This is a genomic window from Myxococcota bacterium, assembly GCA_039030075.1.
In the GTDB taxonomy this organism is placed as follows: Bacteria; Myxococcota_A; UBA9160; order UBA9160; family SMWR01; genus JAHEJV01.
This window is the reverse complement of the sequence record JBCCEW010000008.1, coordinates 163,229-183,762: the sequence shown is the minus strand read 5'-3', so window position 1 is coordinate 183,762 and position 20,534 is coordinate 163,229. Positions and strand designations below refer to the sequence as shown.

The 20,534-nt window shown below is 69.0% G+C and carries 14 protein-coding genes; 7 read left to right on the top strand and 7 right to left on the bottom strand.

Translation table 11 applies throughout. From position 1 onward, the window contains the following. Nucleotides 1–19: 19 nt before the first annotated feature. Both AAF430_11245 and AAF430_11240 read right to left on the bottom strand, forming a co-directional pair. The gene (locus AAF430_11245; GenBank protein MEM7410801.1) at nt 20–2,782 is read right to left on the bottom strand and encodes a DNA topoisomerase; all 2,763 of its coding nucleotides are present in this window, start codon (nt 2,780–2,782) and stop codon (nt 20–22) included. A gap of 238 nt (nt 2,783–3,020) precedes the next feature. Next, nucleotides 3,021–4,325 (bottom strand): VCBS repeat-containing protein, encoded by a 1,305-nt coding sequence (locus AAF430_11240; protein MEM7410800.1) that lies wholly within the window; start codon nt 4,323–4,325, stop codon nt 3,021–3,023. Nucleotides 4,326–4,439: 114 nt separating this feature from the next. Between AAF430_11240 and hisS the strand changes: the two genes are divergently transcribed. The 4 genes from hisS (at nt 4,440) to AAF430_11220 (ending at nt 10,873) form a co-directional block, all read left to right on the top strand. Further along, nucleotides 4,440–5,732, top strand: coding sequence for a histidine--tRNA ligase (hisS, locus tag AAF430_11235; protein ID MEM7410799.1), 1,293 nt, complete (start codon nt 4,440–4,442; stop codon nt 5,730–5,732). Nucleotides 5,733–5,826: 94 nt separating this feature from the next. Beyond that, nucleotides 5,827–7,725, top strand: coding sequence for a biosynthetic arginine decarboxylase (speA, locus tag AAF430_11230; GenBank protein ID MEM7410798.1), 1,899 nt, complete (start codon nt 5,827–5,829; stop codon nt 7,723–7,725). A 20-nt stretch (nt 7,726–7,745) separates the two neighbouring features. Next, complete coding sequence (locus AAF430_11225; GenBank protein MEM7410797.1) at nt 7,746–8,546, top strand: exodeoxyribonuclease III; 801 nt, start codon at nt 7,746–7,748, stop codon at nt 8,544–8,546. A gap of 71 nt (nt 8,547–8,617) precedes the next feature. Then, nucleotides 8,618–10,873: a DUF3604 domain-containing protein gene (locus AAF430_11220; GenBank protein MEM7410796.1), complete on the top strand. Its 2,256-nt coding sequence runs from the start codon at nt 8,618–8,620 to the stop codon at nt 10,871–10,873. 9 nt (nt 10,874–10,882) lie between these two features. On the opposite strand, the gene AAF430_11215 is transcribed toward AAF430_11220, so the two are convergent. The 3 genes from AAF430_11215 to AAF430_11205 all read right to left on the bottom strand — a co-directional run bounded on the left by AAF430_11215 (nt 10,883) and on the right by AAF430_11205 (nt 15,115). Next, on the bottom strand, nt 10,883–11,530 hold the full coding sequence (locus AAF430_11215) for an SCO family protein (protein MEM7410795.1): 648 nt from the start codon (nt 11,528–11,530) through the stop codon (nt 10,883–10,885). After that, entirely contained in the window at nt 11,527–12,870 is a 1,344-nt protein-coding gene (locus AAF430_11210; GenBank protein ID MEM7410794.1) for a selenium-binding protein SBP56-related protein, read from the bottom strand. Before AAF430_11210 ends, AAF430_11215 begins: the two co-directional genes overlap by 4 nt. A 67-nt stretch (nt 12,871–12,937) precedes the next feature. Next, nucleotides 12,938–15,115: an acetate--CoA ligase family protein gene (locus AAF430_11205; GenBank protein MEM7410793.1), complete on the bottom strand. Its 2,178-nt coding sequence runs from the start codon at nt 15,113–15,115 to the stop codon at nt 12,938–12,940. Between the two features lie 125 nt (nt 15,116–15,240). Here AAF430_11205 and AAF430_11200 point away from each other — a divergent pair, with 125 nt between their 5' ends. Next, on the top strand, nt 15,241–16,686 hold the full coding sequence (locus AAF430_11200) for an alanine/glycine:cation symporter family protein (GenBank protein ID MEM7410792.1): 1,446 nt from the start codon (nt 15,241–15,243) through the stop codon (nt 16,684–16,686). A 30-nt stretch (nt 16,687–16,716) separates the two neighbouring features. Here the strand turns inward: AAF430_11200 and AAF430_11195 are convergent, their stop codons facing one another. Then, nucleotides 16,717–17,511 carry a hypothetical protein gene (locus AAF430_11195; GenBank protein MEM7410791.1) on the bottom strand — a complete coding sequence of 265 codons (795 nt, stop codon included), beginning with the start codon at nt 17,509–17,511 and terminating at the stop codon, nt 16,717–16,719. 22 nt (nt 17,512–17,533) lie between these two features. Continuing rightward, complete coding sequence (locus AAF430_11190) at nt 17,534–18,151, bottom strand: hypothetical protein (GenBank protein ID MEM7410790.1); 618 nt, start codon at nt 18,149–18,151, stop codon at nt 17,534–17,536. Between the two features lie 160 nt (nt 18,152–18,311). On the opposite strand from AAF430_11190, the gene AAF430_11185 reads away from it, so the two are divergent. Together AAF430_11185 and AAF430_11180 are read left to right on the top strand one after the other, a co-directional pair. After that, entirely contained in the window at nt 18,312–18,989 is a 678-nt protein-coding gene (locus tag AAF430_11185) for an LLM class flavin-dependent oxidoreductase (GenBank protein MEM7410789.1), read from the top strand. Nucleotides 18,990–19,277: 288 nt separating this feature from the next. Then, nucleotides 19,278–20,513, top strand: coding sequence for an LL-diaminopimelate aminotransferase (locus AAF430_11180; protein MEM7410788.1), 1,236 nt, complete (start codon nt 19,278–19,280; stop codon nt 20,511–20,513). The last annotated feature ends 21 nt before the right edge of the window (nt 20,514–20,534 follow it).

The following is a 20,534-nucleotide window of genomic DNA, read 5'->3' as shown; positions in this document are numbered from 1 at the left end:
CTCGCCGCGCCCCGGAAGCTCAGGCGTCGCCGGCGGGAGCCGCCGTCTTCTTCGCGGCCGCCTTCTTCCGCGTCGTCTTCTTCTTCGTGGCGGCCTTCTTGCGGGTCGCCTTCTTCTTCGTGGCCTTCTTCTTGGTGGTCTTCTTCTTCCGCGTCGTCTTCTTCTTCGTGGCCTTCTTCTTCGTCGTCTTCTTCTTCGACGCGGCGCCGTCATCGTCGCCCCCGGCCCGCTTCCGCGGCGGGAACTCGAAGCCGTGGCGACCGGTTTCCTTCAAAAAGAGCGTGGCCGAGAAAGGACGTCCGAAGCGCGAGGTGAAGTCCTCGAGGAGTTCGGTCTTCCCCTCACGCAGGTAGTGCAGGGCCTCGTCCCGTGTGATCTCGCGCTTGCAGACCGTGCGCGGCAGCACGTAGCCGCAGGCCGGCGCCTCGCCGTCGGCCTTGCGCTGCTTGCGCTCTTCCTTCGTGCGTGCGTCGTCCGTGAGCTTGTCCGTGCAGGCGAAGAGGGTCGGCGTCTCGATGACGTCGTGCTCCTCGTTGAGCGGGCACTTCCCGAGCGGGTCCGGGTTCACGTCGTACTCGACCTGGTCGCTGGCCGATTCTTCGTTCCAGCCGGCCGATTTGACGCCGAGCTTCCATTCCTCGGTGTCGACGTTGATCACACCCCGATAGGTCCGGCCGTTGCGCGCGGTGAAGCCGTCGATCTCACCGCTGGTGCCGTCGGCGAGCAGCGAGCGCAAAGTGCGCTTGTCGAGGTAGCGCCCGGAGGTGTCCTTCCAGAAGCGCATCGGGCAGTCTTCTTCCCGCTCGGGCTCCTCGCGACAGCGGTAGAACCAGGCCATCTCGATCACCGGTCGCTCGCACGACGGGCATGCGCCGAAGGTCTCGTTCTCGTCGTAGAGCTCGTCGTAGCCGAAGGTCTTCGCGCGATCGACCACCGACACGGTGTAATCGGTGATCTCGGTCATGAAGTCTTCCTTGCTGCGGTCGCCGCGCTCGACCTCGAGCAGGTGCGACTCGAGCTCGCCGGTGAACTCCGGTGAAGTCAGGCGGTCGATGTCGATGCGCCGCAGCGTATCGATCATCCGGATGCCCTTGACCGTCGGGCGCAGCGCCTTTCCGACGCGCACCACGTAGCCCTTCGCGATCAGGTTCTCGATGATGTCGGCGCGAGTGGCCGGAGTTCCGATGCCCTTGTCCGAGAGCGCCGCTGCGAAGTCTTCGTCGTCGATCTGCTTCCCGGCGTTCTCCATCAGCGACAGCAGCCGCGCTTCGGTGATGCGCGGGGGCGGCTTCGTCTCTTCTTCGTGGGTCTCGGGCTCGATGGACCGTACCGCGACGTCGTTCGCTTCCGTGGCGTCGGCCACGAGCGGCGGCAGCGGGGCGGCCTGGTCCTCTTCGGTGCTCTCGGGGAGCACCGAGCGCCACCCCGGCACCTTCAGGAAGCGTGCGCGCGTGCGGAAGTTCTCGCCCTCGGAAACGGTGATCCGCTCGACGCGCTCCCACTGGGCCGGCGGATGGAATGCGCCGAAGAAGCGACGCGCCACGAGATCGAAGAGGCGCTTGTCGTCGCCGGTGAGCGGGTCGCGCGGCATCGCGCCGGTCGGGACGATCGCGAAGTGATCCGACACGCCCTTGTTGTCGAAGGTGCGCTTTTCGTTCTCGAGACCGTTCTCGCGCAGCCGGGCGGCGGCCGCGGCGTAGTCGGCGAAGCCCTCGTCGTCGCGCTTGTTCGTCGCGAAGGACGTGAGGGTCTGGTCGACCGTGGCGCGGTAGTCCTCGGGCAGACAGCGCGAGCTGGTCCGCGGGTAGGTCAGGATCTTGTGGCGCTCGTAGCAGCGCTGGGCAGCCGAGAGCGTACGGCGCGCCGACCACGAGAAGCGCCGGTTCGCTTCGCGCTGGAGCGCCGTCAGATCGAAGAGCGGCGGTGCCGACTCGCGCGAAGGCTTGCGCGTCTCGTTGGCGAGGGCGGCCTGGCCGGTCACGGCCGCGACGATGTTCGCGGCGCGCTCCTCCGCGAAGATGCGGTCGTCCTTGCGATCGGGGTCGTCGTCGGCAACGAAGCTCGGATCGAACCAGCTGCCCTCGTAGGCGTTCCCCTCGTGTTCGAAGGTCGCCGTCACCCGCCAATAGGGTTTGGGCACGTGGGCGAGGACTTCGAATTCCTTGTCGACCAGCATGGTCAGGGTCGGCGTCTGGACGCGCCCCGCCGACCATGAGGTCTTCTCCTTGCGACTCTTCAGGCGCTTCGTGAGCGCGCGGGTCGCGTTCATGCCGATCAGCCAGTCACTCTGGGCGCGACAGGCCGCTGCGTCCGCGAGGCCCTGGAGCTCTTCGCCCGGGCGCAGGCTCGCGAAGCCACCGCGGATCGCGTCGTCGGTCATCGACTGGAGCCAGAGCCGCTCGACCGGCTTGTCCGCGTCGAGGTTGTCGACGATCTCGCGGAAGATCAACTCGCCTTCGCGCCCCGCGTCGCAAGCGTTGACCACGCGGTCGACGTCGTCGCGCGCGAGCAACCGCTTGATGGTGCGCACCCGGTCGGTCTGGCCCTTCTTGACCTTGTAACCGAACTCTTCCGGGATCATGGGCAGGACGTCGAGGGTCCAGCGCTTGAACTTCTCGTCGACTTCTTCGGGCGGAAGCAGCTCGTAGAGGTGCCCCACCGCGAAGGTGACGAGGTAGTCGTCGCCTTCGAAGTAGCCGTCTTCCTCTTCGAAACCACCGAGAGCCGCCGTGATGTCGCGCGCGACACTCGGCTTCTCGGTGATGACCAGGGCCTTCGCCATGGACCTCGCTCCCCCCGGGGCTCAGCGTTTCCCCACCGAGCCCTCCATTAGCCCAAGGTCTGGGGGCCTGACAAGCACCCCCCGGGAACGGCCTTCCGCGCCCTCGGCAAGCCTCCACTCGGGGCGATCGGCCAAAGACTTGAGTCGAATCGGGAATCCCCGGGGGCAGTTGCCGGTTTCCTGCGGTTTCAAGAGGTTGGCGCCCCGCCCTGGCGGGCCCGTCGTCCGCCCCCGCCGCTCAGGCGCCCGGGATCAGCGAGGTCGGAACCGGCATCAGGTTCCAGGTGAAGATGGGGCGGTTGTCGGGGCGCTTGTAGATGACCTCGCGCTCGAACTTCCCATCCTTCCAGACGTAGCGACGCACTTCCTTGTGCTTGTCGCTGGCGACGTAGAGCTCGTCCCGACCGTCCTCGTCCAGGTCGGCCAGGATCGAGGCGTGCTCGAAGCCGGCCGAGTTCTTGTCGATCAGCGTCGCGCTCCACTCACCGCGCGGGTCGACGCCCGGGCGCAGCAGCCACAACCCGGCACTGAAGGTGGCCGCCACCATCTCCTTCTTGCCGTCGCCATCGATGTCGCCGGCGGTCAGGAACCGGGTCAGCCGGTCCTTCAGGGTGGCGATCACCGCCCCGCCGTCGGCCGGCGTGTCCGCGTCGTAGCGGCGGATCTCGACCGGGTGGACGAGTTCCTTCAGCTCTCCGACGTGGCCCTCGACCGAGACGTAGAGCTCGTCGGTGCCGTCGCCATCGACGTCCTCGACCAGGATCTCCTTCGCGTGACGATCTCCGAGGTCGGCCACCACCACGCGCTTCTCGCCAGCCACCGGGACGTAGCGCACCACGGCGCCCTTCTGGGACTCGCCGCCTTCGAGCCGATTCGGCTCGCTCGGGGTGGCGTAGACCTCGAGCTGGCCGTCGCCGTTGACGTCACCCACCTCGATCTCGTGGACGAAGGTGTCGGGCTCGGTGTCGAGCTCGACCACCGAGAAGCCGTCCGGCGAGGGACGCATCACCGCCACGACGCCCTGGTCATGGGTGGCCACGGCGATCGCCTGGTCGCCATCCCCGTAGAGGTCCGCGACCTCGGCGTCGCGCATGCGGCTGAATTTGCCGCCGAAATCCTTCTCCCAGTGGACGGTGGGCTCGAGGGCGCTGCCTTCCTTCTCCCAGGTCTTCACCAGGGCCTTCGTGCCGCCCAGGGTGAGGAGCACCGCGTCGTCGCCTTCGCCGTAGGCCATCGCCTTGTGGAAGACGTTGCTGTCGGTGTCCTCGATCGCCGAGGTGCGCCAGGCGCCCTTGTGGCGGTAGAGGAACTCGAGGCGGCCCGGGCCGGGCTCCGGCTTGCCGGCCACGGTCACGAACTGGGCGAGCGAGAGCACCAGTCCGCGGGGCAGCTCGTCGGGTTCTGCCGGCTCGGGGGCGGGCGCCTCGGCCGCGGATTCCGGCGCGGCGGGCGCCGGCGCCTGCGCGGGCTCCTCGGAGCCGCACGCCGTCCAAACCAGGAGCAGGGCTCCAACGAGTCCCACCATCGTCCGTCGCTTCGCCATGCTCGCCTCCCCGCCCGATCCGATGGGCGGCTGTTGTCTAGCAAACCGGACGCCGTCCGACGCGGGGCCCCGGGCGTTTCGCGGGCCCCAGAGCCGTGTGGTATGGAACGCCGGGTGGCAGCCAAGGACCGCTCGAGCCTCCAGCCTCCGCGGGGGACCCGCGACTTCTACCCCGAAGACTTCCGCTTCCGGGAGTGGCTCTTCGACCATTTTCGCGCCGTCGCCCAGGAATACGGGTTCGAGGGCGTCGACGCTCCGGTGCTCGAGCACGCGGCGCTCTTCCAGCGGAAGGCCGGCGAGGAGATCGTCGACCAGCTCTACCACTTCGAGCTGCACGACCGTCACTACGCCCTGCGCGGTGAGTTCACCCCCTCGCTGGCCCGGATGGTGATGGCGCGGGCCGGCGCCCTGCGCCTGCCCCTGCGTTGGACCGCGATCCCCCAGTGCTGGCGCTACGAGCGGATGACGCGCGGCCGACGCCGCGAGCACTACCAGTGGAACATGGACATCTGGGGAGAGCCCAGCGTCACCGCCGAGGCAGAGCTGATCTCGGCGATCTTCACCCTCGTCGATCGGCTGGGCGTCGCCCCGGGTCGCGTGCGGATCGGCATCAACAGCCGCGCCCTGCTCGAGGAGTCCCTGCGGGCCGGCGTGCTGCGGGACAAGCCCGACGCCTTCGCGCCGCTCTGCGTGGTGATCGACAAGCTCGACAAGATCGGCGCCGACGCGGTGATCGAGCAGCTTTGCGACCCACAGGGGCTGATCGGGCTGGCGCGGGCAGAGGCCCAGGACGTGGTCGACTGGCTCGGCGTCCAGGACATCGAGACCGCGACCGCCGGGCTCTCCGCCGACTCGCCGGCCCGCGGCGAGCTGCAGCGACTCTTCGAACTCCTCGACGCCTACGGCCTCGGCGATCGGGTCGGCTTCGACGCCAGCCTGGTCCGCGGGCTCGCCTATTACACGGGCATCGTCTTCGAAGGCTTCGACGCCGACCGGAAGCTGCGCGCGATCTGCGGGGGCGGTCGCTACGACCGACTCCTCGAGAGCCTCGGGGGCCAGGCCATCCCGGCCGCGGGCTTCGGCTTCGGCGACGCCGTGATCGAGGCGCTGCTCGAGGACGAGGGCATCCGGCCGGAATGTCCGCGCGCGCTCGACGCCGTCGTGTTCCCGTTCACCGAGGCCGAGCGGCCGGCGGCCATCCGCCTGGCCCAGCGGCTGCGGAGTCGGGGCGAGTCGGTCGAGCTCGTGCTCGGCAGCGTGAAGCTGAAGCGCGCCATGGCCGACGCCGATCGCGCCGGGGCGGCGCGGATCTACCTGCTCGGTCCGGACGAGGTCGCGGCGGGGGAAGTCGGCGTCCGGGACCTCGCCAGCGGCGAGCAGCGACGCGAGCCCCTCGACCCCGCCTGAGCCGCGCAGACGACCCTCCCGACTGCGGCTTCCGCGGGCGTCCAAACAGGGTCCCATCTACACTTTGCGCGCCTCCGCGCGGAGTGTGAAGCCCATGCACGGCTGGACCCGGCGAGACAGCCTCGAGCTCTACAACATTCCCGCCTGGGGCGCGGGCTTCTTCCACGTCAACGAACGCGGCAACGTCGAGGTGCGCCCGGAAGGTCCCGGCGGTGCGAGCATCGATCTGCTCGACCTGGTGCGCGACCTCGAACAACGCGGCCTGCGCGCGCCCTTGCTCGTGCGCTTCTCGGACATCCTCGCGTCGCGTGTGCGCGGCCTCTCCGGCGCCTTCCGGCACGCGATGACCGAGTACGGCTACCGCGGTCAGTACCGCGGCGTGTACCCGATCAAGGTGAACCAGCAGCGCCACGTCGTCGAAGAGATCATTCAATACGGCGACGGTGGGCCGGTCGGACTCGAAGCCGGCAGCAAGCCCGAACTGCTGGTGGCGCTCGCGCTGCTCGACGACCCCGACGCGCTGATCATCTGCAACGGCTACAAGGACCGCGCCTACCTCGAGACGGCACTCCTCGCCCAGAAGCTCGGACGCCGGCCGATCATCGTGATCGACCGCTTCCATGAGATCGAGCTGCTGATCAAGACCGCGAGCGAGCTCGGCATCCGGCCGCACATGGGCGTGCGCGCGCGCCTGACCGCCCGCGGCGCTGGGAAGTGGGTGGAGTCGACCGGCGATCGCTCGAAGTTCGGGCTCTCCGCCCTCGAGATGGTCGAAGCCGTGGAGCGCCTACGCTCCGAGGACATGCTCGACTGTCTCGAGCTCCTGCACTTCCACATCGGCTCCCAGATCACGGCGATCCGCGCCCACAAGGACGCGCTCGCCGAGGCGAGCCGCATCTTCGTCGGGCTCCACGAACTGGGCGCCCGCCCCACTCTGCTCGACGTCGGCGGCGGCCTCGGCGTGGACTACGACGGCTCCCGGACCAACTTCCACTCGTCGAAGAACTACTCGACCCAGGAGTACGCGAACGACGTGGTCGCGGTGATCCAGGAGGCCTGCGACGAGCGCGGCGTCGAGCACCCGGACATCGTCACCGAGGCGGGTCGCGCGATGGTCGCCCACCACTCGGTGCTGATCTTCGACGTGCTCGGCGTGTCGGAGCGCGCCTCGCAGCACGCGGTGGCACCGGTCACCGAAGACGACCCGAAGGTACTGCGCGACCTGAAGGAAGTCTTCGACACGGTCTCCCAGAAAAACCTCCAGGAGGCCTACCACGACGCGCTCCAGCTCAAGGAGGAGGCGAACACCCTCTTCTCGCTGGGCTACCTCGATCTGCAGGCGAGGGCGCGGGTCGAACACCAGTTCTTCTGCTGCTGCGAGCGCATCCTGCGCATCGTCCGCGAGCTGCCCGAGGTGCCGGAAGACCTCGAGCCCCTCGAGAAGAGCCTGGCGGACACCTACTACGCGAACGTCTCGGTGTTCCAGTCGGCGCCCGACCACTGGGCCGTCAAGCAGCTCTTCCCCGTGCTGCCGATCCACCGGCTCGACGAGAAGCCCACGCGCCGCGGCGTGTTCGCCGATCTCACCTGCGACAGCGACGGCAAGATCAATCGCTTCATCGACACCCACGACGTGAAGGACGTGCTCGAGCTCCACGCGTGGACGGGCGCGCCGTACTACATCGGCATGTTCCTGGTGGGCGCCTACCAGGAGATCCTGGGCGACCTCCACAACCTGTTCGGCGACACGGACGCCGTGCACGTGAAGCTCGAGGATGGCGGCTACAGCGTGGAGCACGTCGTCGAGGGCGACTCGGTCGAGGCCGTGCTCGCCTACGTCCAGTACGACCGACGCAGCCTGGTCGAGCGCGTCCGGCGCACGATCGAGCGGGCCCTGCGCAAGGGCACCATCTCGCTCGACGAGAGCGCGCGACTCCTCAAGCGCTACGAGCAGGGCTTGCAGGAGTACACCTACCTGTCGCGTGACGCCTGAGCGCGGCGACGCCTGAGCCCATGCCCAAGAAGAACCTCCGCGTCGTGTCCTGGAACGTGAACGGGCTCCGCGCCTGCGCGAAGAAGGGCTTCGCCGACTGGCTCCGGGCCTCGCGCGCCGACATCGTGGGCCTCCAGGAAGTGCGCGCCCTCGAAGACCAGCTGCCCGACGACGTCCGCGCGCCGAAGCGCTGGCACACCCACTTCTTTCCCGGCGAGCGCCTCGGCTACAGCGGCGTCGGCATCTACAGCAAGAGTGCCGCCGACCGCGTCGACACATCGCTCGACGAGGCACGTTTCGACGCCGAGGGGCGGGTGCAGTTCGCGCGCTTCGGCAAGCTCGTGGTAGTGAACGGCTACTTTCCGAAGGGCAGCGGCAACGAGCGCGACAACAGCCGTGTCCCCTACAAGCTCGACTTCTACCGCGCGGTCTTCGATCGCGTGCAGCGCCTACGCCGCGGCGGAAAGCGCGTGCTGGTGATGGGCGACCTCAACACCGCCCACCGCGAGATCGACCTGGCGCGCCCGAAGGGGAACGTGAAGAACAGCGGCTTCCTCCCCGAGGAGCGCGCCGAACTCGACCGCTGGATGGACGCTGGCTGGGTCGACACCTTCCGGCACTTCGAACCGGGGGAAGGCCACTACAGCTGGTGGAGCCAGCGCTTCGGCATGCGCGCGAAGAACGTCGGCTGGCGCATCGACTACGTCCTCGCTTCGCCGAACGCGATGCCCTTCCTGCGCGGCGCGTTCATCCAGAAAGACGTCACCGGTTCGGACCACGTCCCGGTGGGCGTCGATCTCGACCCCGCGATCCTCGACTGACCCCGCCGTTCCACCCGGCGCGAGCCCGGCAGCTGCCGTAGCCTTCGGGGCCTCACCCGCCCGGAGGTCCCATGGCTCGCTTCGCTCTGATCGCCGTCGTCGTTCTCGCCGTTTTCATCGGCTGGCTGGTCTGGGTCGGGTCCGGGGCCGCGGGAGACTTCTGGGAGGAAGGCGTCGCGACCGAGCAGACCCGAGACGCCGACCTCGTCTCGGCCGGAGACGGGCGCCAGACCCAGGCCGCCCGCGAGATCGGCGTGGCACGCCCGAAGCAGATCCTGTTCGGGGACCTCCACGTCCACTCGACCTTCTCGCCCGACGCTTTCGGGATGGCGCTGCCCGCATCCGCGGGATCGGGCGCGAAGCCGATCAGCCACGCCTGCGACTACGCACGCTTCTGTTCGGCCCTCGACTTCTGGAGCATCAACGATCACGCCGTCGGCCTCACGCCCTGGAAGTGGGAACAAACGGTCGAAGCGATCCGACAGTGCGAGGACGTGTCCGGCGGTGGAGACGACGCCGACATGGTGCCCTTCCTCGGCTGGGAGTGGACCCAGATGGGTTCGAACCCGGACAACCACTACGGCCACAAGAACGTCGTCCTGCGCGACCTCGGCGAGGTTCCCGATCGACCGATCGCCGCCGCGAACATCGTCGCGCCCGATCTCACCGAAGCACCTCCCGCCATCCTGATGGGGCTTGCCGGGTTGCTGCGGCCGGGACAGCCGACCTTCGACACGGTCAAGTTCATGCGGGACATGCTCGAGTATCCCGACTGCCCGCTCGGCAACCCGGTGCGCGAGCAGGAAGCAGGCTGCCGCGACTCGGTGAAGACGCCGGCAGAGCTCTACAGCCGCCTCGACGACTGGGGCTTCACCTCGATCGTGATTCCTCACGGCACGACCTGGGGCGCGTACACGCCACAGGGCTCGGCCTGGGACAAGCAGCTGGTCGGCGCCATGCACGACCCGAAACGACAGACCCTGATCGAGGTGTTCTCGGGCCACGGAAACTCGGAGGAGTACCGGTCGTGGCAGGAAGTGGCGTTCGGGCCAGACGGCGAGCCCCGCTGTCCCGACCCCACGAAGGACTTCGTGCCGAGCTGTTGGCGCGCGGGCGAGATCATCGCCGAGCGCTGCAGCGACGCCGGGGAAAGCGAGGCCACCTGCGCCGAACGCGCCGCCGTCGCGCGACAAAACTACGCCGAGGCCGACCTCGCCGGACACCTCACCGTGCCGGGATCCCTGCCGAACGACTGGCTCGACTCGAGCCAGTGCACGGACTGCTTCCAGCCCTCGTTCAACTACCGCCCGAAGGGCTCGGCTCAGTACATCATGGCGCTCCGCAACTTCGACGACCCGGCGAACCCGCGCCGCTTCGAGTTCGGGTTCATGGCCTCGAGCGACAACCACACCGGTCGTCCCGGCACGGGCTACAAGGAGTACGACCGCGTCGAGATGACCGAGGCCCGGATCGATCGCGCGTTCCACAACATCGGCTTCGCCGCCGAGATCGACGAGCCCGCCACGCCCGAGTCGCGCGCCTTCGACGCCGCCACCAGCGAGTTCCCGATCTTCGCCCAGCGCGAACAGGAGCGCGGCAGCTCCTTCTTCCTGACCGGAGGCCTGATCGCCGTGCACAGCGAGGGGCGTGGCCGCGCCGCCGTGTGGGACGCGATGCAGCGCAAGGAGGTGTACGGCACGAGCGGTCCGCGGATCCTCCTGTGGTTCGACCTCTTGAACCCGCCGGGTTCGCGCGGCCAGACCCTCGCGATGGGCGGCGAAGCGAAGCTCCCGGTGGCACCGATCTTCCAGGCGCGCGCGGTGGGATCCTTCGAACAGAAGCCGGGCTGCCCCGCTGACAGCGTCGAGGCCCTCGGCGAGGACACGATCGCCGCGATGTGTGGCGGCGAGTGCTACCACCCGAGCGATCGACGGCGGCCGATCACGCGCATCGAGGTCGTTCGGATCCGGCCGCAGGAGCGCCCGGGCGAACCGATCGAAAAGCTCGTCGAAGATCCCTGGCGGGTCTTCGCGTGCGACGGCGACCCGGCCGGCTGCACCGTCACTTTCGCGGACCCGGAGTTCGCGGGATCGGGTCGCGACGCGCTCTACTACGTGCGCGCTATCGAGGCGCCGAGCCCCGCCGTCGGGGCCGACCCCCTCGGCTGCGAACGCGACGACGACGGGCGCTGCATCGCCGTCTCGCCCTGCCGCGACCTGGACGACAGCGAGGACTGCCTCGCCGAGACCGAAGAGCGCGCCTGGTCGTCGCCGATCTTCATCGGCCACGCTCCCGCAGCGAAGCCCGCCGAGGTCGCCCAGCGCTGAGCGACTTCATCAGGGCACCGCGCCGAGTACGGTACGGACATCGTTGATCACGAGACGCACATCGAGGAAGCCGGTGCTGTAGATGTTCCGCACCCGGCGATCCGCATCGACGAGGAATACCTTCAACACGTGGCGGAGACGCTCGGGCGCGACGCCCCCGGGCGGCAGCCACACGGCGTCCTGGCCGAAGTCGGCGAGCACGGGAGCCAGGGACTCGGTGTCTTCGGCGGTGAGAAAACGCCAGCGCCCCTTCGGTGCCAGCCCCTGGGCGAGCTCCGCCATGCGCTCGGGCGTGTCGCGCGCGGGGTCGAAGCTCACGGTCACGAGCTGCACGCGTGAAGCCAGCGCCGCATCCGAGGCGAGCAACCGGTCCAGCCGGTGCAGTGTCGCCGTGGCCAGCGGGCAGGCTTCGCCGCACGAGAGGTAGACGAAGGACACCAGCGCCACCTCTCCCGCCGCCAGGCCGAGGAGCGGCGCCGTCCCGCCCGACGAGTCCAGCAGCCCGTGCTCGGACACGCGGTCGATCGGGGGGAGCTCGTAGGTCCCGGCTGCCGGCGCCTCGAAACGCGCGACTCCCGGAGGATCCGCCGCGTGCCCGAACCCGCCGAACGGCAGGAGCCCCACGCAGAGCGCCGCGGCGACCCCCGCGCGCGTCACGGCAGCGCGGCGACGGAAGCCCCGGCCGCGTCGCGGCCGGCCCAGAAACCGAGCTGCCCGAACCGCATCAGATGCGGTCGTCCCAGCTTCTCGGCGCGGAAGTCGATGTCGAAGGTCGGCGACAACGCCTTCCCGTCCCAGGTGAACGCGCGCAGGAACTGCTCGTCGTTCCCACCCACACCATCCCAGTTCGCGAGCAGTGACGACGTGAAGTAGATCCGCTTGCCGTCCCAGGACTGGCTCACCATGTTCACCTGGGCGCCGATCTTGCGCTCGTAGATCAGCTTCGGGGCGCGCGGGTTCTCGATGTCGAAGACGCGAACCTTGCCGTCCATGAAGGTGTCGACGAAGAGGAACTTGTCATCCGACGAGATGCTGATGTCGACGGCCAGCAGCGGCTGCGCTTCGGGCGGACCGATGTCCGCGACCTCGACCGCCTCGAAGCTGCCGTCGGGCTTGCGGAACACACCCCAGAGCTTCCCCGTCAGCGCGGCCTCGATGAACGCGTACTCGTGACGCGGATCCAACGCCCAGCGAATCTCGAGCGGCGCCCCCGGGATCTCCAGCACCTGGAGCGGCTTGCGCGCGTGGAAGTCCCAGACCACCACCTCGTTGCCGAAGCGCTTCATCGCCTCTGCGTCTCCCATCAGCTCGGGAAGCTTGCGCATGTAGTTCGCGTGGCCGGTGAAGGACGACGTCAGCAGGCGGTTGAGCGTCGCGTTCACGCGGGCGTCGTAGCCGTAGGGCGCTTCCTCGGGCATCCAGATCGTGCGGATGTACTCCCCTTCGTTCGAGTACTCGACCAGGGCCGTCTTGCCGCCGAGGTCCTTGGCGTTGGACAGGGCCGGAATCAGCATGCGCCCGGGCAGCGCGTAGTAGCCGTGCGGTCCGACGACCCCGCCCGTCGCTTCGGGGAAGTCGTCGATCGTCTTCACCAGCCGCGGTTTCGCGGGATCCGTCGCCACGTCGAACACGAAGATGTGGCTCGTGTCCAGACCGCCCACCCAGAGGTGCCGGCGGTCGTCGGTGAAGCCGCCGTGGTGGGCCTCGTGGCGTCCGCCGACCGAAGCCGAGGCCACGACCTTCCCGTAGTCGGGTCGGGCCGGGTTGGCGCCGACCGTGACGAGCTTGTCCGAGCCGTCACCCATCCCCTCGATGCCGAGGGTCCAGACGTAGACGTAGTCTTCCTGCCCCGAGAGCTTGGGCATGTAGGGCGACTGACAGGTCTCGTCGGCGAGCGCGCTTCCCGCTGCGAGGACCACCCCGGCGAACAGCAGCCCCAGGTGCGCCAGCGTCCGCCCCAGCGAACCGAATCCCGTCGTTCCGAAGTGCGAGAGCATCGGCACGGCATTCCCTCCCCTTGGATGAGAGCACCATACCACCTGTCGTCGCCGCCCGGGCGCGTCCCTATCCGCGCGACTGGCGGAACTCGGCGTAGTCGACCATCGCGCGCAGGGCGCGGATGGCGCGGTGCGCGCTCGCGTAGCAGAAGCGTCCCTCTTCGAGGACGCCGCGCGGACCCGGGTTTCCGTAGTGCCGATCGGTGTGGACCAGCTCGGTGGCGGTGAGCACCGGCTTCCCGTGGCGCTCGGACGCTTCGCGGGCCGCCTGCGCGTAGCGCCGGTCCTGACGTTCGTGGAAGGCCACGATCCGCTCGAGTCCGTGCTCCGGGTAGAACTCGCCGCTGCGCAGCACGTGGGCCGAAGCCGCCTGGATGCCGATCCCGAGCTGAATGACGGCGTCGACCTCCGGGTGTGCGCACAGGATGTCGAGCACTTCCGGAATCGTGTCGCGGGTCTCGCCGCCCGCGAGATCGATCGGGTTGTTGCGGCTCCAGCGCGGTGGGACGAGCGTGTCGATCTTCTCGCGCACCGCGTCGGGCAACTTGATCAGCTCGAGGCCCGCCTCGGCGCAGGCGTCGGCGGCGAGTACGCCCCAACCGCCGGCAGTCGTGAACACGACCACCCGACGTCCCGTCGGCAGCGGCTGGGTCGCGAAGGTGGCCGCCCACTCGTAGGCCTCTTCGACGGTGGGTGCGCGGCAGATGCCGTGCTGACGGCAGACGCCGTCGAAGACGCGGTCGTCACTCGCGAGGGAACCGGTGTGGCTCGCCGCCGCACGCGCGCCCTCGCTCGCGACACCCCCCTTCACCATCACCAGCGGCTTGCGCGCGGTGAAGGCCCGTGCCGACTCGATGAAGCCCGCGCCGTCACGCACACCCTCCAGGTAGGTGAGCGCCACGTCGGTCTCGGGATCGGCCGCAAAGTAATCGAGATAGTCGGCGAGGGTCGTCTGCGCTGAATTGCCACAGGAGATCGCCTTGCTGATGCCGATGCCCGACTCGACCGCGTAGTTCAGGAACGAGGACACGAGATTGCCGCTCTGGCTCGCGACCGAGATCCGACCCGGCGGCGGGTAGGGCGCGACGATCTGGGCGCACATCTTGACCGGCGTCGAGATCACGCCCTGCCCGTTCGGTCCGGCGACCAGCACACCGAGCTCGTCGGCGAGAGCCACCAGCTCTTCCTGCCGCGCGCGTCCCTCCTCTCCCGCTTCGCCGTAGCCGCCGCTCGCGATGAACGCCGCGCGGATGCCCTTCGCGGCACACGCCTTCAGGAGATCGATGTTCGCCTGGTAGGGGGTACAGACGAAGACCAGGTCGGCGGCGCCGTCGGGGATCTCCGAGATGTCGCGCACACTCGGCTGGCCCAGCACCTCGGCACCGTCGCGGTTGACCGGGAACAGCGCGCCCTCGTAGCCGAAGCGGCGAATGTTGTGCAGCGAGACGAAGCCGAACTTCCCCGGGTGGGTCGAAGCGCCGGCGACGGCGATGCCCTTCGGGTGGAAGAGCGGGCGGAAGCGCTCGAGGACGTCGGCGTCGCTCGGTCGCGGCGGTCGAGACGGGGGTGCCGACGCCCCCGGTGCCAACTCGACGAGGGCGTCGACGGCCAGCGGCACGCCGTCGCGCACGATCAGCGGGTTGAGGTCGACCGACACCACGTCCGGGCGCTCGGCGGCGAGGCGCGAGAGCCCGAGCAGCAGACCCGACAGGGCCTTGCGATCGATCGCGGGCTCGCCGCGAAACGGAGCGAAGAGCGCCGCCGAGTCGAGGGCGTCGGGAAGCGCGTCGGCGGTCGCGGCGTCGAGCGGCGCCGCGGCGAACACCACGTCCGAGAGCACCTCGGCCAGCACGCCGCCCACCCCGAGCATCACGCACGGACCGAATTGGGGATCGCGCACGAGGCCGGCGATCAGCTCGCGGCTGCCGCGCACCTGCTCGGCAACGAGCAGGCTGACGTCGCCGTCCTCGGGCCGCACCGACGCCAGGAGTTCCTGGGCCGCTTCCAGCACGGCATCCCGATGGCTCAGCCCGAGCCGCACGGCGTCGCGCTCCGTCTTGTGGGCGAAAGCCGCGCCGCAGAGCTTGAGCACGACCGGGTAGCCGAGGGCTTCGGCGGCTTCGGCCGCCGCGTCCGCGTCGGAGACCAGGCGTTCGGCAGCCAACGGCACCCCGTAATCCGCGAGTAGCTGCTTCGAATCGTGTTCCGAGAGGGTTTGGGAGGACGCTTCGGTGGGTTGGCTCATGGCGGGGGCGCAAGGTACGCGACCCTCGACGCCCGCGCTCAACGCAACCGACGGGCCGGCCGATGGACCCCTGAGGTACCTTCCGCGCTTCGCCCCACCCCCCACCATCCCAGAAAGGGGGGACCATGGGCTCCATCGTCGGCTGGCTCGAAGCCCTGTTCACCAACGTCGTGGTGACAACGCTCGACGCGGTGATCTTCTTCGACGTCGCCTTCTGGACCGATTCGACGTCGGTTCCGCTGGTGGTCCTCTGGCTGATCCTGGGCGCCGGGTTCTTCACTCTGCGCTTCCAGTTCGTGAACTTCCGCGCATTCCGTCACGCCCTCGACTGCGTGCGCGGTCGCTACACGGGCCCGGACGAAACCGGAGAGATCTCCCACTTCCAGGCGCTCTCCGCGGCGCTCTCGGCAACGGTGGGCCTCGGCAACATCGCCGGCGTCGCCTTCGCGATCGCGGTGGGCGGTCCGGGCGCCGTGTTCTGGATGGTGCTCGCCGGCTTCCTCGGCATGAGTTCGAAGTTCGCCGAGTGCACGCTGGGCCAGAAGTACCGGATCACCCGCGAAGACGGACACGTGTCGGGCGGCCCGATGCACTACCTGCGCGACGGCCTCGCCGAACTCGGCTGGGTTCGACTGGGCCAATGGCTCGGCGTGATCTTCGCGATCATGTGCATCGGCGGCAGCTTCGGCGGCGGCAACATGTACCAGAGCAACCAGGCCTACGCGCAGGTAGCGAGCGTGTTCCCGATCTTTGCGGGCACTGCCGGCAACTGGATCTTCGCCATCGCGCTCGCCGCCCTGGTCGGCCTCGTGATCGTGGGTGGCATCAAGCGGATCGGCGAGGTCGCTGCGACGCTCGTGCCGCTGATGTGCATCGTGTACGTGATCTGCGGCCTCTCGATCCTCTTGATCCACGCGGGTTCGCTGGCCAGCGGCCTCGGCACGATCGTGGGCGAAGCCTTCTCCCTCGAAGCGGGCTTCGGTGGCCTCGTCGGCGTACTCATCCAGGGCTTTCGCCGCGCGGCCTTCAGCAACGAAGCCGGGACCGGCTCGGCGGCGATCGTCCATTCGGCCGCGCGCACCGAAGAGCCCGTGCGCGAGGGCATCGTCGCGCTGCTCGAACCCTTCGTGGACACGATCATCGTCTGCACGATGACCGGCCTCGTGATCGTCGTGACCGGCGCCTACGCCGCGCCCGACGCGGGCGAGGGGATCCAGATGACGTCCTGGGCGTTCGCCACGGTCTTCCCCTGGTTCCCGGTGCTGCTCTCGTTCACCGCAGTGCTCTTCGCGTTCAGCACCATGATCTCGTGGAGCTACTACGGCGAGCAGTGCTGGGCGCACCTGTTCGGGGTGGGCTCGATCGGCGTCTTCAAGCTCGTGTTTCTCTTGTTTGCCGTGTTCGGAGCGATCTTCGAAGCCAAAGCGGTCGTCGACTTCGGCGACATGATGATCCTCGGGATGGCCTTTCCGAACCTCTTCGGCGCCGTGATGCTCTCGGGCGTGGTCAAGCGAGAACTCGACTCCTACCTCACGCGGTTGCGTGCCGGCGAGTTCCCGACCCACGACTGACCTGCCGGCGCGCGCCGGCGAAGCCTCCGGCTACTTCACTTCGATTGCTTCGACGGGCGCGAACATCACGCGACCCGACCCACCGGCGAGTCCGCCGCGGACGACCTTGTAGCCGAGGGCGTTGGTCGTATAGCCGAGCAGCGTCGACTTCTCGGTGCCGTAGAAGTAGGCCGCCGACAGCGGGTAGCTGCCCGCACGATCCGGCGCGCGCAGGGTGAACACCACCTGGGCCGAACCCCAGGTCCCTGCGGCGGCGTCGGAGGCGACGTCGGGAATGTTCACGTAGGAGAGATTCCGACCGGCGTCGGCCGGGCGCTTCTCGAGCCAACCGCTGCGGGGCTGGCCGTCGGCACCGGTGATCTCGGGCGGCGCCACGACCACCCACCCCGCCGAGGGTGCCGGCCGCGCATACCAGCGGTGGGCGCGATCGACGAGCGCAACTCCGACCACCGGGCCCGCGCCCCCCGTGACCATCACCTGCACCTGGAAGGTCTGACCGGGCTTCACCGTCTTCGGCGCCTTCAGAGAGACCGTGGAAGCCGCATCGAGGGCTCGGATCTGATCGGCGAGCGTCTGACGGTCCTGCTCTGTGAGCTGCTCGTAGCCGCCCTGCCCCGACAAGATCACCGACACGTGCTTCCGCTCGGCGACTTCCTTCTCGGCACGTTCGCCACCGCCGAGCGCATCGGCGCTGCGCGAGGCGTGACAGCCGGCGCAGTAGGGCGCCGCATCGGTCTGGGACGTGGGAGTGCCACCCGGGTACGCGGCCCCGACCAGGGGCCAGCAAAACGCAACGGCGAAGGCAGCGATCCGAAGCAGTGACATGGGGACCCTCCGATGTGTCGGCTCAGGCTCCGGGCGGAACCGTGCCGGCGAATTCCTCGTGGCAACGCGCACACTGCGCGCGCACGGGTTCGGCGTGAAGGAAGTGGGCGTCGGCGTTGCCGCCGGGCTCGTGAACCAGGTGACACTCGACGCAGTCGACCCCGAGGTCGACGTTGTGGAGCGGCACCTGGTGGAATCGGGTGGATTCCCAGGCAGCGCCCGGCGACTCGTCGAAACGAGCGTGGCATTGGCGACAGTCTTCGTCCCAGAGCGGCCAGCGCATGCCCTTCGGCTCCTCGAAGTGACCGACGACGTACCAGAAGGTGTCCTTCGCCGCCAACGCTTTCACGCGGGCACGACCCACGAAGCTGACGCCGCCATGGCAGTCGATGCAGCGAAAGGCAGGGTCGTCCCGCCCCTCGACCTCGGTCGCGGCGTGCACGGACGCGAGGTCGGCGGCCGGGCGTCCATCGAAGCGCGCTCGGACGTCGATGTGAAGGGGAGTCGTCGCATCGACGTGACAGGCGTTGCAGAAGTCGTTGTCCTGCTCGAGATGGTCGGTGACCACCCAGCCGAGCGGCGCCGACAGCAGGGCCGCCGCGGCGGCGATCCCCAGCACCGTCTTCGTGCGCGGCTCCATCCCTCCTCCCGCTCCTACCGGTCGAGACGACCGACAGGAGCCGCGAGGCGGCGCGCCGTGGACCCTCGCCCTCGCGTCGCCGCCAGTCTAGAGGAACCGACGGGCCCGGCCGACGTGAAGGGCTACCTTGCGCGATCCATCCCGCAAAGGAGAACCCCCGATGGACCTCGGCAAACTCGGCGTTTGGACCTGGCTCGACCACCTTCCGGCCCCCCAGGCCATCGAGTTCGCGGGGCGACTCGAAGAATGGGGCTACGGCGCGCTGTGGCTGCCCGAGGCCGTCGGACGCGACCCCTTCGCCTTGATCGGCTACCTCGCCGGCCAGACCGAAACGCTCAAGTTCGCGACGGGGATCGCCAACATCTACGCGCGCGACCCCATGCTGATGCGCTCGATCCGCGAAACGCTGGGCGAAGCCACCGGCGGCCGGTTCCTGATGGGACTCGGCGTTTCCCATGCGCCCATGGTCGCGGGGCTGCGCAAGCACGAGTACGGCAAGCCGGTCACGACCATGCGGAACTACCTCGAAGGCATGGACAGCGCGCTCTACCGCGGACCCGAGCCGAAGGAACCGGCTCCTGTGGTCCTCGCGGCGCTCCGCAAGAACATGCTCGGCCTGGCGCGCGATGCCGCCGCGGGCGCCCACCCCTACTTCACCACACCCGAGCACACCGCCCGCGCCCGAGAGATCCTCGGCACGAAGCCGCTGCTGTGCCCCGAGCAGATGGTGCTGCTCGAGACCGACGCCACCAAGGCGCGCGCCCTGGCCCGGGCCCAGATGCAGACCTACACGGTTCTCCCCAACTATCACAACAACTTGAAGGGGCTCGGCTTCTAAGACGCCGACTTCGAGAACGGGGGCAGCGACCGCCTCGTCGACGCGATCGTCGCCTGGGGCGACGAGAAGGCGATTGCGAACCGGATCCAGGAACACCACGACGCGGGCGCCGACCACGTCTGCATCCAGCCGTTCCGCCCCGACGGGCAGCCCGGCTTCGACGAGAACCTGCTCGAGGTGTTCGCGCCGGCGCGGCAGTAGCGCGGTACGAAGGTCGGCTTCCTCAGCTCCCCGCACCGTCGAAGACGGATGCGGTCGATCCCTGCTTCTCCTAGCTTCGGAATCCTCATGGCACGCATCAACGAGCACTACCAGAAACTGCAGGCCGGTTACCTCTTCCCCGAGATCGGGCGACGGGTGAAGGCCTTCGGCGACGCCAACCCGGATGCGGCGGTGATTCGGCTGGGGATCGGCGACGTCACCTTGCCCCTCGCGCCGGCGATCGTCGAAGCCCTCCGCGAGGCGAGCCGCGAGTTCGGGACGGCCGACGGGTTCCGCGGCTACGGCCCGGAGAACGGCTACGACTTCCTGGTCGAGGCCATCCGCGAGCACGACTTCGCCGCGCGCGGCGTGGCGATCGACGCCGACGAGATCTTCGTCTCCGACGGCAGCAAGCAGGACAGCGGGAACATCCAGGAGATCTTCGCGGGCGACTGCTCCTTCGCCGTCACCGACCCGGTGTATCCGGTCTACGTCGACACCAACGTCATGGCCGGCCGCACCGGCGAGGCCGACGCCGACGGGCGCTACGCGGGCATCCACTACCTGCCCGCCACGGCAGAGAACGGCTTCATGCCGGGCCCGCCGGCCGAGCGCGTCGACCTCGCCTACCTCTGCTCGCCGAACAACCCGACCGGCGCCGTCGCGAGCCGTGCGAACCTCGAAGCCTGGGTGGCCTGGGCGCGCGAGCACGACGCCGTGCTGATCTTCGACGCGGCCTACGACGCGTTCATCCAGGATCCGTCCCTGCCGCGCTCGATCTATGAGATCGAGGGAGCGCGCGAGTGCGCGATCGAGATGCGCAGCTTCTCGAAGCGCGCGGGCTTCACCGGCGTGCGCTGTGCGTACACGGTCGTGCCGAAGGCCCTCAGCGGCAGCACCGCGGGCGGCGAACGCGTGTCTCTCCACGGGCTGTGGTCGCGTCGGCACGCCACGAAGTTCAACAGCGTGCCCTACGTGATCCAGCGGGCGGCTGCCGCCGTCTTCACGCCGGAAGGCGCGAAACAGACCGGCGAACAGGTCGCTTACTACATGGCGAACGCCGAGGCCCTGCGCAGCGGCCTCGGTGCCGCGGGCTTCACGTGCTTCGGCGGCGAGCACGCGCCCTACGTCTGGGTCGAGACCCCGGAAGGCCTTTCGAGCTGGGGCGCCTTCGACCGTTTGCTCGAGCGCGCCCACGTGGTGTGCACCCCGGGCAGCGGCTTCGGCGCGGCCGGCGAGGGCTACATCCGGATCTCGGCGTTCAACTCGCGCGAGAACGTCGAAACCGCGATCGAGCGGATCCGCGGGACCTTCGCGTCCTGAGCGACGCCGGACGCACGGGCG

What these genes read in the sequence shown, in the direction of transcription:
- AAF430_11245 (MEM7410801.1), bottom strand. Translation starts at nt 2,782, where the DNA reads ATGGCGAAGGCCCTGGTCATCACCGAGAAGCCGAGTGTCGCGCGCGAC.
- AAF430_11240 (MEM7410800.1), bottom strand. Translation starts at nt 4,325, where the DNA reads ATGGCGAAGCGACGGACGATGGTGGGACTCGTTGGAGCCCTGCTCCTG.
- speA (MEM7410798.1), top strand. Translation starts at nt 5,827, where the DNA reads ATGCACGGCTGGACCCGGCGAGACAGCCTCGAGCTCTACAACATTCCC.
- AAF430_11225 (MEM7410797.1), top strand. Translation starts at nt 7,746, where the DNA reads ATGCCCAAGAAGAACCTCCGCGTCGTGTCCTGGAACGTGAACGGGCTC.
- AAF430_11220 (MEM7410796.1), top strand. Translation starts at nt 8,618, where the DNA reads ATGGCTCGCTTCGCTCTGATCGCCGTCGTCGTTCTCGCCGTTTTCATC.
- AAF430_11210 (MEM7410794.1), bottom strand. Translation starts at nt 12,870, where the DNA reads ATGCTCTCGCACTTCGGAACGACGGGATTCGGTTCGCTGGGGCGGACG.
- AAF430_11205 (MEM7410793.1), bottom strand. Translation starts at nt 15,115, where the DNA reads ATGAGCCAACCCACCGAAGCGTCCTCCCAAACCCTCTCGGAACACGAT.
- AAF430_11200 (MEM7410792.1), top strand. Translation starts at nt 15,241, where the DNA reads ATGGGCTCCATCGTCGGCTGGCTCGAAGCCCTGTTCACCAACGTCGTG.
- AAF430_11195 (MEM7410791.1), bottom strand. Translation starts at nt 17,511, where the DNA reads ATGTCACTGCTTCGGATCGCTGCCTTCGCCGTTGCGTTTTGCTGGCCC.
- AAF430_11190 (MEM7410790.1), bottom strand. Translation starts at nt 18,151, where the DNA reads ATGGAGCCGCGCACGAAGACGGTGCTGGGGATCGCCGCCGCGGCGGCC.
- AAF430_11185 (MEM7410789.1), top strand. Translation starts at nt 18,312, where the DNA reads ATGGACCTCGGCAAACTCGGCGTTTGGACCTGGCTCGACCACCTTCCG.
- AAF430_11180 (MEM7410788.1), top strand. Translation starts at nt 19,278, where the DNA reads ATGGCACGCATCAACGAGCACTACCAGAAACTGCAGGCCGGTTACCTC.